Source organism: Nesterenkonia sphaerica, from assembly GCF_005771565.1.
GTDB lineage: Bacteria > Actinomycetota > Actinomycetes > Actinomycetales > Micrococcaceae > Nesterenkonia > Nesterenkonia sphaerica.
Window position 1 is genome coordinate 54,727 of record NZ_VAWA01000008.1, and the last position, 13,304, is coordinate 68,030.

Sequence of the window (13,304 nt, forward strand, 5' to 3'; positions counted from 1 at the left end):
TGTGAGCTCATCTGCACCTGGATCCCGCCCCAGCTCAGCGCGCGGGTCGCGCCTCTGGGGGGTCGATGCCGCCCGCGGCCTGGCCCTGCTGGGCATGATGACCGTCCACGTGGTGCCCACCACCGATCCCGCGACCGCGGAGGCCACCTGGTCCGGGATGCTGTTCTCCGGCAGGTCGGCAGCACTTTTCGCGGTGCTGGCCGGAGTGGGGCTAGCGCTGCTGACCGGGGGCGCGGGCAAGGCCGGTGCAGCACCTGAGCATTCGAATGTGCAGGTCACCTGGTTCCGGAAGGTCATTGCGGTCCGCGCGGCGGTGATCATTGGCGTGGGGCTCTTCGTCGCCATGCTGGACGCCGGCGTAGCGGTGATCCTGGTGCATTACGGTGTGCTGTTCATACTCGCACTGCCCTTCCTGCGGCTGGGCCCACGAGCCCTGGCGCTGCTGGCGGCCGGCTGGGTGGCGACGGCGCCGGTGCTGTACTGGTGGCTGCAGAACCTGCTGCGCCCGGACCCCTCGGAGCCTGCCGCACGGCTGTGGCACTCCCCCATGATCTTTGATCTTGCCCAACCGGGGCTGCTGGCACTGGACCTCTTCGTCACCGGGTACTACCCGCTGCTCTTGTGGCCGGCGTACCTGTTCACCGGGATGGCGCTGGGCCGGCTGCGGCTGGGCCGGGGCGCAGTACAGGTGCGGCTGTTCTTGGGTGGCATCACCGGGGCTGTGGTGACCTACGGGGTGGGCTGGATGGTGGAGGCGCGCTCCGGAGTGCTGGAGCGGATGCGGCCCTACGCCGGGAGCGACGACGCCCTGCAGGGCTCATTGGAGACCGGGGATCACTTCTTGCCGCTGGTCACGGATCCCTTATGGTTCCTGATCCCGATGCCGCACCAGGGCAGCCACCTGGATCTACTGCACACCATCAGCTGCGCAGTGGGTGTGCTGGGGTTGATGCTGCTGCTGGTGCGGATCCTGAAGTGGCCGCTGGCGCCGCTGGTCGGTGCCGGCGCGATGCCGCTGACCCTCTATGTGGGGCACCTGATGGTGCTGGGCCCGTTCTGGCGGATGGACGGCGCACCACTTGCCGGAGTGGAGGAGACCACGCTGCTGCTGTGGCTGGTGGTGGCAGCCCTGGCGGCCGGGATGCTGAAGGTGCTGCTGCGGCGTCGTGGTCCGCTGGAGGCGATGACCCATGGTGCGGGCATCGCCGTGGCGGGACCGCACAGACGGTAGTTACTCCTGTGCTTGTTCCATGGCACCGGCAGCAAGCGTGACGCCCCCGTGGCCGGGGTCCCCGTCAAAGTGCTCGTGGGAAACATCGACCACCGGGTACTCGGAGAGGTCGATGCCGACCGGCACTTCCACTGTGGTGGTGCCGGGGCGCACCATTCCCAGGGAGTGGAGACGGCTGGCGTCCTCATCACGGAGCCAGAGCTCAAAGTAGCCCTCCGCGGCCTCGGGCGCGCTGGTGATCTCCACGGTGATCTCCATGGTTCCCTGGTCGGTCTGCACCATGGCTGCCTCGCCGGTGAACTCCTCGGCAGCCACCGGCTCCAGAGTGGCCTCACCGATGATGGTGGGGGAAGCCACCGGTGGCGGATCGTCGGCCTCATCCTGACCCAGGAGCACACCGGCCACTGCCGCCCCTCCGATGACCAGTCCGGAGGCCGCAGCCGCCAGCGGCACCCACCAGCTGAACGAGCGTCGGGGACGCAGGAAGTGGACGGTGGGAGCGCCGTCGGTGGCGTCCGCGCCCCCGGTGGAAGCGGGATCGGCGGCGGGTGCGGGATCGGCGGCGGGTGCGGTGGGCCCCTCGGTTGTGGGAGCCGCGCTGTCCAGGTCGGCGGAGATGCGGTCCCACAGGTGGGCAGGCGGCGTGTGAAGCTCCACTGGTTCTTCCAGGGACTGCAGCACCCGGATGGTGAGATCGAGGGCCTCACGGCACTGGGCGCACAGGATCAGGTGCTCGGCGTGGCTGGTCTGCCCGGCCGGGAGCGTGCCGGTGTGGGAGGCGTGGGCCAAGTCCGCCAGTGTTTCGTCGGTCAGGTGCGCGGTGGCTGCCCGGCCGGCGCCGGTGGGGAACTTTTCAGTCATTGTGCACCTCCAGACTCTTCCTCATTCGGGCTAGGCCACGGTGGATGTGGGATTTAACGGTACCCAGCGGCATGTCGAGCCGCTCGGCGATGGTTTTCAGCGGCAGGTCCTCGGTGTATGCCATCCTGAGAATCTCATCCTGGGGCGGGCCCAGCTGGTCAAGGGTCTGCTGGACCACCACCCGGTCCACCACGGCGTCAGTCGATTCCGGTGTGTCCTCGCGGGCCGGGGGGTTCGCAGTCACGTCGGCACTGATCCGCTGCCGCCGGTCTCATCAGCTGGTGCTGAACCGTACTGGTACCAGGCGGCTACGGCGGCGTCGTCGGGGATTTCCATCTGTCCGTCTGCGGAGACGCCATGGGCGTGCACGCGGATGTCAGCGTCGATTCCGGGGTAGGTGACTCGGGTGGGTGCGGGGGCTCGCTCGGCCTGGCCTAGTTCGGCGGATTGGACCGGCACGGCGCCGGAGATCGACGCCGTGCCGGGGGTGGGGGAAGGCCCGGGAGGCTGGGGCGCGGGGGTCACCTCAGCCTCCCGGGCGTCTGGGACCGCTGGTTCAGCAGATTCGGCCTCCGTGCCCTGGGCAGCGGATGTGCACCCTGACAGAGTCAGTGCGGCCACCACCAGCAGCGCAGCGGTTCGGGGCAATCGGTGCTGCGTGTTCCAGCGGTGCATCATCATACTCAGGCGTTGCTCTTGGCGCGGATGCCGAAGGCTGCGGCGCCGACGCCCAGCAGCGCCAGCAGTCCCAGTCCTGCGGCCCAGGCAGCGGTTGAGCTCTGCTGGGTCACCTGATAGTTGCCAGCTGGTACTCCTTCGGGCGCGGAGTGCATGCCGTCAATGACCTGTGTTGCCAGTGCCAGGTTGCCGTCCTCGGCGGAGCCCCACGCGTAGACGATGGTGGTCGCACCCTCTGCCACGTCTACATCAGCTGGGCCGAGGACGGGGTCGCTCTCCCCTGCAAGGGAGACTGCAGCCTCCACGGTGCTGGCAGGCACCTCAAGGGACGCCTCGTCCGGATTGGCCAGGGATTCCACAGCGACGTCGCCGTTGGCCCAGATGTCCACCTCAGGGGCGGCGGCGATGTGGCGGACGGTCAGCCGGCCGTCACCGGCGTCGAGGTCGGAGGTGTCGTTGGCGAACGGGGTGACCGTGGGATCTCCGGAGGCATCGAGGTGCGCGGCGGCGGTGTAGTTGCCACCCTCATCCAACGAGACGTTCACCGGGCCCAAGACCGGGTCGGAGTCGTCTTCGGCGTCGGCGGCGGTGATGGCCACCTCGTACTCCCCGGCTGGCAGTTCCAGAGGTCCGGCCAGGTCACCCGGGGCGAAGTCGTCCAGGGTGAGATCGCCGTCGACGTACACATCGACCGTGAGGTCTGGGACCGCGTGCAGCACAGACAGCTGAGCTGTGCCCTCGTCGTGATTGTCAGCGAACGCTGGTGCGGCGGAGCCGGCGATGACCAGTCCGAGACCTGCGGTGGCGGCGAGGGAAAGTGACTTACGCATGGTGGTGTCCTCTCAATAGTGCCCGGGGGCGGTGGTGTGTGATGACACTTCTTGTGCTCACACCAGGACTACCGGCGCGGGTGGTGAAAGGTTGCAGAGGTTCAGAAAAATTTTTTCTTTGCGGAAAGTAGGCTGGTGGTCATGAGTGCGGAGACGTTGAGAGTCGCGGTGCTGGGCGCCGGGGGCCGGATGGGATCAGAAGCGGTGCGGGCAGTGGAGGCCGCACCGGATATGGAGCTGACCGCGGCGCTGGGGCGCGGGGATTCGGTGCAGCAGGCGGTGGATGCCGGGGCCACGCACGTGGTTGACCTGACGGTTCCTGATGCCACAGTGGAGAATGTGCATGCCGCAGTGGCGAATGGACTCCATGCAGTGGTCGGCACCACCGGCTGGGACGCGCAGCGGCTGGACGCCCTGCGCCAGCTTCTGGAGGAACATCCCCAGGTGGGAGTGCTCATTGCCCCGAACTTCGCGCTTGGGTCTGTGCTGGCCTCAGCCTTTGCGGCGAAGGCCGCGCAGTACTTTGAGTCGGCGGAGATTGTGGAGCTGCACCATCCGAATAAGGTGGATGCTCCCTCCGGGACTGCGGTGCGCACCGCGGAACTGATGGCTCAGGCGCGGCAGTCAGCCGGGGTGGGGCCCTCCCCCGATGCCACCGAGCAGGAATTGGACGGCGCCCGCGGCGCTGACGTGGGCGGTATCCGGGTGCATTCAGTGCGGCTGCGCGGCCTGGTCGCTCATCAGGAGGTGCTGCTGGGGTCAGCTGGTGAGCAGCTGACCCTCCGGCATGATTCCTTCGATCGGGCCAGCTTCATGCCGGGGGTGCTGCTGGGACTGCGCACGGTCGCGGACCGCCCGGGTCTGACCCATGGCTTGGACGGCTACCTGGACTTGGGCCTGTGAAGAACAAGGCATGGACTTGGGTGATGATCGTGCTGGTGGCGATCATCATGACCGGTGCGGTCACCTCCGCCATTCGCTTTCTGCGGGTCGACGACGCCGTGGCACGTCTGCTCGGGGCAGGCACCTTGGTGCTCGTGGGCGTGGGCGTGTGGTTTCTGTGGCACGCGATCAGATTTGGGTTTCGCACGGAGCAGCTGGGCCGGATTTTGGATGCCGAGGGTGCCCTGCCGGAGGACACGGTGGACCGTTCCCCTGCTGGGCGGCCTAACCGCGCGCAGGCTGATGAACAATTCGCCCGGTACAAGGCGGAGGCTGAAGCCGATCCGGCGGATTGGCGGGTCTGGTATCGGTTGGCCTATGCATATGACATCGCCGGTGACCGGTCACGCGCCCGGCAGACGATGAAGCGGGCCATCGATATGCAGCGTGGCGCCCCACCTCGCTGAGCTTTCGCCCATTTATGAGGGACGAGTCGGTTCAGCTGCTGGAGGAGCCCTCTTCTTCGGCACCTGCTGTTGATTTCGCCTCAGGCTCGGCGGCCAGGACTACTGCGGCGAGAAGAGCCGGCTGGCGCGCTTCGGAGTTGTAAGCCAGATCATGCGTAAAGCACCGCCGACGATAGCTGAAACAGCAGAGATGTGAAGACCGGCAGGCCTACGACTATGACATTGCCCGTGACGGGTCGTGCGCCCCGCAGAGCATGAAGTGCGCGACATTCAGCGCCAGCGGAAGCCCCGGGCAGCATTGACCCGGTCGCCACACCGGATGGGACGGTCATTCATCGAATGTCCAGACGCCCTACTGAATGTGACAGTCAGAGCGGATTAGTCCCATTGGTGCGAGTCGCGGATGTCGGCGACCTGGTCGCACAGATGCGGCAGCAGCTCCACCAGTACCTCCATCCCGTCACGCACGGCCCGCGGGGAACCCGGCAGGTTGATGATGACCGTGGCGTCCTTGACCCCGGCCACGCCCCGGCTAAGCGCCGCCAAGGCATTCTTGGTCCGCCCGTGGGACCGGATGGCCTCCATCACCCCGGGGATCTCCTTGTCCAGCATGGGCTTGGTGAACTCCGGGGTCAGGTCATCAGGAGTCAAGCCGGTCCCTCCGGAGGTGATGATCACCGCAGGCTCAACCTGCACCACCAACTCCGACAGTGCCGCCAGCACGCCCTCGCCATCAGGAATGATCACCGGCGGACGGCACACGAACCCGATCTGCTCAGTGAACTCCGCGATCACCGCAGTGGAATGGTCCTCGCGCTCTCCCGTGGCCGCGCGCGTGGACACGATCACCGGAGCAATCACCCGAGCATTCGCATCGTAATCAGTCATAGCTCCACCCTACGCCTCAGACAGAGCCTGGGGCCACGATGGTCGTGGCACGAGGGCTTTCCGCGAGCTGCTGAGCCACCCGCTGAACATCGGCGGCGGTCACAGCATCGACCTCGTCCAGAGTTTCGGAGATGTCCACGAATTCACCACGTACCAGTTCAGCTCGGCCCAACCGGTTCATCCGTGAGGAGGTCTCCTCCATGCCCAGCACGGTGGAGCCGCGCAACTGGCCTTTGGCCCGGCCCAGCTCCTCAGCGCTGACCGGATCAGTGGCTATCCGCTGCAGCTGATCCTCCAGCACGCTCACCACTTGGTCCACTTTTCCAGGTAGGCACCCGGCGTAGAGACCGTAGTAGCCGGCATCGGTGTAGGCCGCAGAGAACGAGTACGTAGCGTAGGCCAGGCCGCGCTTCTCCCGCACTTCTTGGAACAGCCGGGAAGACATTCCGCCGCCGAGGACCGCGTGCAGCAGACTCAGCGCGAACCTGTCCGGATCGGAGGCTGATCCCCCGCGCCCACCGAGGATGACCTGAGCCTGTTCCACCGGTTTGACGAACCGCTCAGTCCCGGCCCGGACCGGAATCAGATCCTGCCGGGCGGTGCGCAGCGGCGCAGGCGTTCCCGGGACGGAGACATCCCACCGGGAATTCTCCAGCGCCTGGGCGACAAGGCGGCAGACGGCGTCGTGCTCAAGGCCTCCCGCAGCGGTGATGACCAGCTCATCCGGGCGGTACCAATGGTGGTAGTAATCCACCACGTCATCACGCTCAGCAGCCTCAATGGAAGCCCGGGTACCACCGATGGGCCGGCCCAGGGGGTGGCCGTCGAGCACCTGCTCGGCGAAACGCTCCTGCACCACATCGGCCGGGTCGTCCTCATCCATGGCGAGCTCTTCGAGAATCACCCCGCGCTCAACCTCCAGCTCGGCCGGGTCAATCAGCGCGGAGGTCACCATATCGGTCAGCACCTCCACCGCCATCGGCAGGTCCTCATCCAGCACGCGTGCGTAGTAACAGGTGGATTCCTTGCCCGTGGCGGCATTGGAATCCCCGCCCACGGCATCGAAAGCGGAGGCGATGTCCAGTGCGGAGCGCTTGGCAGTGCCCTTAAACAGCAGATGCTCCAGGAAATGGGTCGCGCCGTGCTGGTGGTCGGCCTCATGCCGTGACCCCACCCCGATCCAGTACCCGATGGTCGCGGAGCGCACCCCGGGCATCTCCTCGGTGAGCACCCGGACTCCGCAGGGCAGCACACTGCGCCGGACAGTGGTCCCGGTGTCACTATTGAGCACACCTTCAGTGTCGGGATCGATGGTGACGCGCATAGCCGAATACGCTACCGGATTCGTGCGCCGTGCGCGTCCGATTGACAGATCAACCAGGAAGTCCGAAGTGTGCGTTAGGGTGGCGGTGGTAATGACTTGCGCCGCCGTGATGGAAGGAACTGGGTCCTGGAGAACCGCATCCTGACCACTCCCCTCGGCATCATGATCATCGGTGCGCGGAGCATCTACGCGCTGATGAAGCTGCTTCCGGTCCAGCGCAAGGTGGTGCTGATCACCAGGGAACCGCGCCAGATCACCGTGGATTTCCGGCTGTTAGTGGCCTCGCTGCACCGCAAACACCCGGATCATCGAGTGGTGGTCATCAACCACCGTAAGCTCTCCGCGGCCTACATCCCCAAGGCGTTCCGAGAGATGTACCACCTGGCCACCTGCGCGGGCTGCCTGGTGGATGGCTATATCATCCCGGTGAGCATTCTCAATCACCGCAAGGGGCTGCGCATCGGCCAGATCTGGCACGCACTGGGCGCGATCAAGAAGTTCGGGCACCTGGCCTCTGGAACGCGGGAGGGCCCCAACCCCCGGGTGGCGGCGACCATGCGGATGCATCAGAATTACACCTTCGTCTGTGCAGCCGGGCAGGTGCCGGCCACGATCTACACTGAGGCCTTCGGCGTCCCAGCACAACGGATCGAGCCGCTGGGGATGCCGCGAGTGGACTACCTGCTGGATGACACTTCGATCACCCAGCGCCGGGAGCGGATCTTCCGCCGCTACCCCCAGCTGCGGGAGAGCGCGGCCAACGGCGCCCGCGTGGTGCTCTACACTCCCACGTTCCGGCGCGGGAAAAACGTGCCTTATACGGAGATCGCCGCGGCGTTCTCCGAGCACGACGACGCCGCCCACTCCTTGGTGCTGCTGCCCCACCCGTTCGATAAATCACCGATTCCCAGTGGGGGGCGAACCATCATCGGCACCGATACCGGGGTGCTGGACTGGCTGACGGTGGCCGATGCCGTCATCACCGACTATTCGGCCGTGACCTATGAAGCCACGCTGCGGGACATCCCCCTGGTGTTCTGGCCCTATGACATTGCCGACTACACCCAGGCGCGCGGCCTGGCGGTGGACTACCACACGGAAGTCCCGGGGCCGGTGGTCAGCTCCGCCGCTGAGGCTGTGCGGACCGCCCTGACCAGCGAGGAACCCGATTACCGCAGGTTCCGGTCTCAGCACCTGACCTTTGTCACCCAGGAGGACGGGTCACTGCCTGAGGTTCCGCCTGCTTGTGCCGACCGGATTGTGGACGCCCTGGAGCTGGGCAGGTGAAGCAAACCGAGTAGCGGACCCGACCCTCACCCAGCCTCAAATGGCAGGCAGACCTTGGAGGGTCTAGACCGGTGATGTGCGGAAAGTGGATGTCCGGACACACCGAGTCGCAGATCCTGTTCGCCTTCGACACCGAGCGGCAGGATTACCTCATCAAACACCCTGTGAACCCGAAGGGTCGCGCAGGTATCTCGAGGCCGTAGGCGGAGGGCTGGCCATCGAGTACGTGATGGGAACGTATCCAGGTCGCCTGAGTGACGTGCTCCGGCTGGGCGGCCTGTCTCTCACTGAGGGTCTCGCGTCCGCCGCGGTCCAGCTGCTACCACGCCCGCGAATGTCAATTCCGTGCGTTCTCAGCCGCCCAGCGTTTCCTGAGAGCGTCGAATCTGACAACTGTCGCTGTTGGTTCACGCTATGGGCCATGTGGGCACGTTGCACCCATCCTCCGCAGCTGCGGCGGCGGTGATGAAGGATGGGCTGGTGGTCATCTCATGGGAAGGACGTCAGTACGCGTAGTTGCCGGTGTTGGACATTTCAAAGCCGAAGGGGTCGATGCTGTTGTAGCAGGTGACCCGGTCGCTGAGCTCGGTGCACACCAGGAACCCATCGGTGGCGCTGCTGTCTACGCTGAGGGTCTCGCGTCCGCCGCGGTCCAGCTGGGCGTCACAGTCGACGTCCACCCCCTGGACGGTCATGGTGTAGGTGGTGCCTTCATCGCACAGCGCGGGGCTCGTCTGGTAGACGGTGCAGGTGACGCCGTCGTCGAACTCACACTCCACATTGCCGTCCTGGGCAGAGAATCCGCTCATCTGTTCGGCGCCGCGGAGGCCGACCTCGCGGTCCGCCCAGTCGGTGCCCACGGTGTTGAGAATTCGAAGGGAGCCCTCCTCCGGCGCCTGGGCGCCACTGCGTGCGGATTCGAATACCGAGGCGGCGTGGGTGGTGGAGCATGCTGATTGGAGGGATTCGAAGGTGGACTCCAGCATCTCTGGGTCGTCATCCTCCCAGTTCTCGTCTGCCACAGCGAGGAACTCGGCGAGCACCGAGGCGTCGGCGTCCGCCTCACAGGAGGACTCCTGAGGCAGGTCAGCTACTGCGGTGCGGGCTTCGGCGATGACTTCCTGCTCCGCCTCAGCGGCCTCGTCCTCCTCGGAGGCCGCTTCTTCCTCTGCAGCCTCGTCGGCCTCGTCTTCAGTGGTGGCGTCGTCGTCGGCGGCGTCGTCGTCCTCACCGGCAGGTGTGGCTGTGGTCGGCGGTTCGGCAATCAGGCCCTCATCCTCGCCGCCGCCGAAAAGCAGCACCAACACTCCGACAATCGCACCGAGGCCCAGCAGCGCCAGTGCCACCACGGCCACGGGACTGAGAGCAGCGCGGGATGTCGGAGGGCGGGTGGCGGGGGATGCGGCAGTGGTGTGCCGGGACGGGCGCCCTGCGGCAGATGCGACGGCGGGTTGGTAGTCATCCGGCCACTCGGACTCGGCGTCCGACGCGGGCTCAGGTTGTTGCGGAGACTGCGGCACCGGCGCGGGTGCTGGCTCCAGCTCTGATTCTGGCGCGTACTCAGTTTCTGGTTGTGGCTCCGGGGCTGACTCCTGCTTGGCGGCGGGGGCTGGCTGCTGCTCGGGCTCGGGGTCGGGGTCGGCGGCGGCAACGGCCTGCTGGGCAGCCAGGGTGTACCCGGTGGTGTCCCACAATCCCTCCATCGGGCTTGACGGCCCGAGGTCAACCTCCGGGGTGTCAGCTGAGTCCACCTGCGGCCCCGGGGGACCGGTGACTCCCCCGGCGGCCTCGCGCTGGGCGATGGCGGCGTCGATGTCCGGATGCCCGAGGGCAGCCAAGGCGTCAACGAGCTCCTGATACGTCCCGGGATTCGCCGCCACGGTGGGACGCAGCTGGGGGTGGTTCTCAGCGATCCAGTGCAGGACGTCCCAGTCGGTGTGCGGGTTGGAGGCCAGTGCCTCGAGGTCGTGGTTCTCCGTCATTGTCAACCCAGCATAGATTGAGCCCCAGCTCAGCGCACCTTCAGTTCTCTGCGGCGAATTCGCGGAACTCCCCGGCGCGCATCGCTTCGCCTGCCTCGGCGAAGGCGTCGAAGTCGGCGACGACCACGGATTCGGAGCCCACGGTGCCCAGCCCGTGGTTCGGGAGAGTGAACATGTCAATGTCACTCCCGCGAACATCGCGCAGCGACCAGGCGATGTCTGTGGCGTAGCCAGCATCGGCCAGGTCGGAGTCCACGGCCATGTGCGGGGCCAGGTCCGAGACCATCCCATGGATGCGAGCTGGGTTGGTCAGCGTGGAGGCGGTCAGCACCTCATCGAGCACGCCGTTGACGAATGCCTGCTGGTTCGCCACCCGGGTGTAGTCGCCGTCGCTGAAGGACTTGCGCTCCCGCACGAAGCTCATCGCCATAGCGGAGTCCATGTGCTGGGGCCCGGCGGCGAACTCGTATCCGTCGCGGGAGGTGAAGGAGGTGGGGACATCCACGGTGACACCGTCCATCTCCGCCACCAAGTTCTGGAACCCGATCATGTCCACCGTAGCCACGTGGTCCACCGGCACCCCCACAAGGTCCTCTACCGTCTTCACCGCCACAGAGGACCCCTCACCCAAGGAGAGGGAGGCGTTGATCTTGGCTTCCTCGTGCCCAGGAATGGGGACCCAAGTGTCGCGCATGATCGACATCAGTTGGATGGAGTCCCGCTCATGCGGAATGTGCAACCACATAATGGTGTCAGCGCGGCTGGCATTGGGCAGCCACGCCACGTCCTCCTCGGCACCGGATCCCCCACCGGAGTCCGAGCCAATGAGCAGAATGTTCAGCTGCTCATCTTCGACCTCTTCACCGTTTTCTTCGCGGGTGGGCCGTTCCGGGCGGTCACTCTCCTCGGGGAACGTGTCTTCTTGGTCAATGACGTTCACCGAGCTTTCATAGGCACCGCGCAGCGAATTCAGATACACGGCGGCCGCAGCGGCGGCACCCAGCAGAAGCACCAACGCGCCGCTGATGACCGCAATGGTGATCTTTCTGCCGCGGGAACGGGGCTGGTCTGGTTCGGTATCGCCGGCTCGGCTGAAGAGGTCCTCCGTCACGGGGTATAGGGTACGTGATGGTGCAGCGACATCCTCTACCCGCGATTGAAACATGCTCTTTTCGATCTGGGTGCTGACATGCGCCAATAGTTTCGGAGCAAAAACTAAGGCGGCCGCCCAGGAATGCCGCCTAGACGTGGTGAAGACATGCTGGAAGGGGGACCAATGCGGCGCGTTCTGACGTATGGCACTTTTGATCTGCTGCATTGGGGGCATATTCGCTTACTGATGCGCGCCAAAGCGCTGGGCGACTATCTGATTGTGGGCGCCAGCACGGATGAGTTCGCCGTGGAGCAGAAACGGGCGCGCCGGCCCTATCACCGATTCGGCACCCGCTGCGACATGCTCGAAGCGGTCCGATATGTGGATCTGGTGATCGAAGAGTCCAGCTGGGAGCAGAAGGTCAGGGACGTTCAGCGCTACCACGTGGACACCGTGGTGATGGGAGCTAACTGGCAGGGCTCCCCCCGGTTCGAACACCTGCGCGAGCACTGCGAGCTGGTGTACCTGCCCCGCACCCCCGGGATCTCCACCAGCAAGATCCGCCGCGATATGCTCGCCGACGCCGCGGCCGCACCAGGACGCTTCTCCGGTCTTCCCGGGGTTATGGCTGCCCAGTTCGACATCTTGGAACGCTCAGCCTAAGCACACACGTAGCCGCTCGCTAGCCACAATGCATAGGGTAGTGAGCATGAACACTGCCGCACCTACCACCGTCAACCTGCAGCCGGAATCGTTTGCCGGCACACTGAGACGCCAAACGGCGGAGAACTGGGATGCTGCGGTGAACCATCGCTTCGTCGAGGAGCTCTTCGCAGGCACGGTGGACGATGACGTGCTGGCCCGGTACCTCATCCAGGACTACCAGTTCTTTGACGCCTTCCTCGCTATGCTGGGGGCCGCGGTGGCCACCTCAGACTCTGCACAGGCCCGCCTGCGCTTTTCCCAGCAGTTGGGGATGCTGGCCGCCGATGAAGACGGTTACTTCACCCAGACCTTCCGGACCCTGGAAGTGCCAGCGGCTCAGACGGTCTCCCCGGAGCTGACTCGCCCCACCTTCGAATTTGTCGAGCACATGCGGCAGGTGACCAACTCCCGCAATTACGCCGACATATTGGTGGTCCTCGTCATCGCCGAGTGGCTTTACCTGGACTGGGGAGAACGGGATCTGCCGCTGCCGGCGGAACCGAAGCACCGTGGGTGGATCGAGCTGCACCGCGGTGCAGCCTTCCGGGAATGGACCCAGTTCCTCATCGATGAGCTGGACCGGGTGGCCCCAGCACTCGAGTCACAGGATGGTCGCGCTCTGGCGGCTCGCTGGCACGACGTCGTGCGGATCGAGCGCGACTTCTTTGACGCGGCCTATCAGTAGACCAGACCCAGTCCACCCCCCCTCAGAAAACGGCCCATGACACCACAAGTCCTAGGGAGTCTGGTCGATGAGCAGACTCGGTGTATCCACTACCGCACAACGCTCGACGTCGTCGCTATCAAGTTTCACTGTTGCCTCGAGTACTACCCGTGCCACCAGTGCCACCAGGAGCACGCAGACCACGACGCCGCCACCTGGCCGGTGGAGGAGCAAGGGGCCCCGGCGATCCTCTGCGGGGTCTGCCGTGAGGAGCTGACGATTCGGACATACTTGGACGTCACCAGTTGCCCGAACTGCCGCACTCCGTTCAACCCGGGGTGCAGGCTTCATGTGCATCACTACTTCGAGGTCTGATCCCCTTTCAGGTCCGTCCATCGTCCTGCCTCTGACC

15 protein-coding genes are annotated in these 13,304 nt (G+C 65.6%); 7 read left to right on the forward strand and 8 right to left on the reverse strand.

Annotation, left to right across the window (positions count from 1 at the left end; genetic code table 11):
• Nucleotide 1: 1 nt before the first annotated feature.
• A complete protein-coding gene (locus tag FEF27_RS07720) occupies nucleotides 2-1,231 on the forward strand; it encodes a heparan-alpha-glucosaminide N-acetyltransferase domain-containing protein (protein WP_138170277.1) in 1,230 nt (409 codons plus the stop codon).
• On the opposite strand, the gene FEF27_RS07725 is transcribed toward FEF27_RS07720, so the two are convergent.
• The 4 genes from FEF27_RS07725 to FEF27_RS07740 are packed head-to-tail and all read right to left on the reverse strand — an operon-like array spanning nucleotide 1,232 to nucleotide 3,600.
• Nucleotides 1,232-2,092 carry an anti-sigma factor gene (locus tag FEF27_RS07725; RefSeq protein WP_138170278.1) on the reverse strand — a complete coding sequence of 287 codons (861 nt, stop codon included), beginning with the start codon at nucleotides 2,090-2,092 and terminating at the stop codon, nucleotides 1,232-1,234.
• Nucleotides 2,085-2,336 (reverse strand): RNA polymerase sigma factor, encoded by a 252-nt coding sequence (locus FEF27_RS07730; RefSeq protein WP_243729148.1) that lies wholly within the window; start codon nucleotides 2,334-2,336, stop codon nucleotides 2,085-2,087. Before FEF27_RS07730 ends, FEF27_RS07725 begins: the two co-directional genes overlap by 8 nt.
• Entirely contained in the window at nucleotides 2,333-2,773 is a 441-nt protein-coding gene (locus tag FEF27_RS07735) for a sortase family protein (protein ID WP_138170280.1), read from the reverse strand. Before FEF27_RS07735 ends, FEF27_RS07730 begins: the two co-directional genes overlap by 4 nt.
• Before the next feature lie 2 nt (nucleotides 2,774-2,775).
• Nucleotides 2,776-3,600, reverse strand: a complete 825-nt coding sequence (locus FEF27_RS07740; protein WP_138170281.1) for a DUF4397 domain-containing protein — start codon at nucleotides 3,598-3,600, stop codon at nucleotides 2,776-2,778.
• 141 nt (nucleotides 3,601-3,741) lie between these two features.
• On the opposite strand from FEF27_RS07740, the gene dapB reads away from it, so the two are divergent.
• Together dapB and FEF27_RS07750 are read left to right on the forward strand one after the other, a co-directional pair.
• Nucleotides 3,742-4,503 (forward strand): 4-hydroxy-tetrahydrodipicolinate reductase, encoded by a 762-nt coding sequence (gene dapB / locus FEF27_RS07745; RefSeq protein WP_138170282.1) that lies wholly within the window; start codon nucleotides 3,742-3,744, stop codon nucleotides 4,501-4,503.
• Nucleotides 4,500-4,949: a hypothetical protein gene (locus FEF27_RS07750; protein ID WP_243729149.1), complete on the forward strand. Its 450-nt coding sequence runs from the start codon at nucleotides 4,500-4,502 to the stop codon at nucleotides 4,947-4,949. The genes dapB and FEF27_RS07750 overlap by 4 nt, the downstream gene beginning before the upstream one ends.
• Before the next feature lie 378 nt (nucleotides 4,950-5,327).
• Here the strand turns inward: FEF27_RS07750 and FEF27_RS07755 are convergent, their stop codons facing one another.
• Both FEF27_RS07755 and FEF27_RS07760 read right to left on the reverse strand, forming a co-directional pair.
• Nucleotides 5,328-5,837, reverse strand: a complete 510-nt coding sequence (locus tag FEF27_RS07755) for a MogA/MoaB family molybdenum cofactor biosynthesis protein (protein WP_138170283.1) — start codon at nucleotides 5,835-5,837, stop codon at nucleotides 5,328-5,330.
• Between the two features lie 16 nt (nucleotides 5,838-5,853).
• The gene (locus FEF27_RS07760; RefSeq protein ID WP_138170284.1) at nucleotides 5,854-7,161 is read right to left on the reverse strand and encodes a M16 family metallopeptidase; all 1,308 of its coding nucleotides are present in this window, start codon (nucleotides 7,159-7,161) and stop codon (nucleotides 5,854-5,856) included.
• Between the two features lie 96 nt (nucleotides 7,162-7,257).
• On the opposite strand from FEF27_RS07760, the gene FEF27_RS07765 reads away from it, so the two are divergent.
• On the forward strand, nucleotides 7,258-8,448 hold the full coding sequence (locus FEF27_RS07765) for a CDP-glycerol glycerophosphotransferase family protein (RefSeq protein ID WP_138170285.1): 1,191 nt from the start codon (nucleotides 7,258-7,260) through the stop codon (nucleotides 8,446-8,448).
• Nucleotides 8,449-8,951: 503 nt separating this feature from the next.
• On the opposite strand, the gene FEF27_RS07770 is transcribed toward FEF27_RS07765, so the two are convergent.
• On the reverse strand, nucleotides 8,952-10,430 hold the full coding sequence (locus tag FEF27_RS07770) for a variant leucine-rich repeat-containing protein (RefSeq protein WP_138170286.1): 1,479 nt from the start codon (nucleotides 10,428-10,430) through the stop codon (nucleotides 8,952-8,954).
• 40 nt (nucleotides 10,431-10,470) lie between these two features.
• Nucleotides 10,471-11,541, reverse strand: coding sequence for an LCP family protein (locus tag FEF27_RS07775; protein WP_166429954.1), 1,071 nt, complete (start codon nucleotides 11,539-11,541; stop codon nucleotides 10,471-10,473).
• A 165-nt stretch (nucleotides 11,542-11,706) separates the two neighbouring features.
• On the opposite strand from FEF27_RS07775, the gene FEF27_RS07780 reads away from it, so the two are divergent.
• The 3 genes from FEF27_RS07780 to FEF27_RS07790 are packed head-to-tail and all read left to right on the forward strand — an operon-like array spanning nucleotide 11,707 to nucleotide 13,267.
• The gene (locus tag FEF27_RS07780; RefSeq protein ID WP_138170288.1) at nucleotides 11,707-12,186 is read left to right on the forward strand and encodes an adenylyltransferase/cytidyltransferase family protein; all 480 of its coding nucleotides are present in this window, start codon (nucleotides 11,707-11,709) and stop codon (nucleotides 12,184-12,186) included.
• Between the two features lie 46 nt (nucleotides 12,187-12,232).
• The gene (locus FEF27_RS07785) at nucleotides 12,233-12,913 is read left to right on the forward strand and encodes a TenA family protein (RefSeq protein ID WP_138170289.1); all 681 of its coding nucleotides are present in this window, start codon (nucleotides 12,233-12,235) and stop codon (nucleotides 12,911-12,913) included.
• A 36-nt stretch (nucleotides 12,914-12,949) separates the two neighbouring features.
• Nucleotides 12,950-13,267: a CHY zinc finger protein gene (locus tag FEF27_RS07790; RefSeq protein ID WP_138170290.1), complete on the forward strand. Its 318-nt coding sequence runs from the start codon at nucleotides 12,950-12,952 to the stop codon at nucleotides 13,265-13,267.
• The last annotated feature ends 37 nt before the right edge of the window (nucleotides 13,268-13,304 follow it).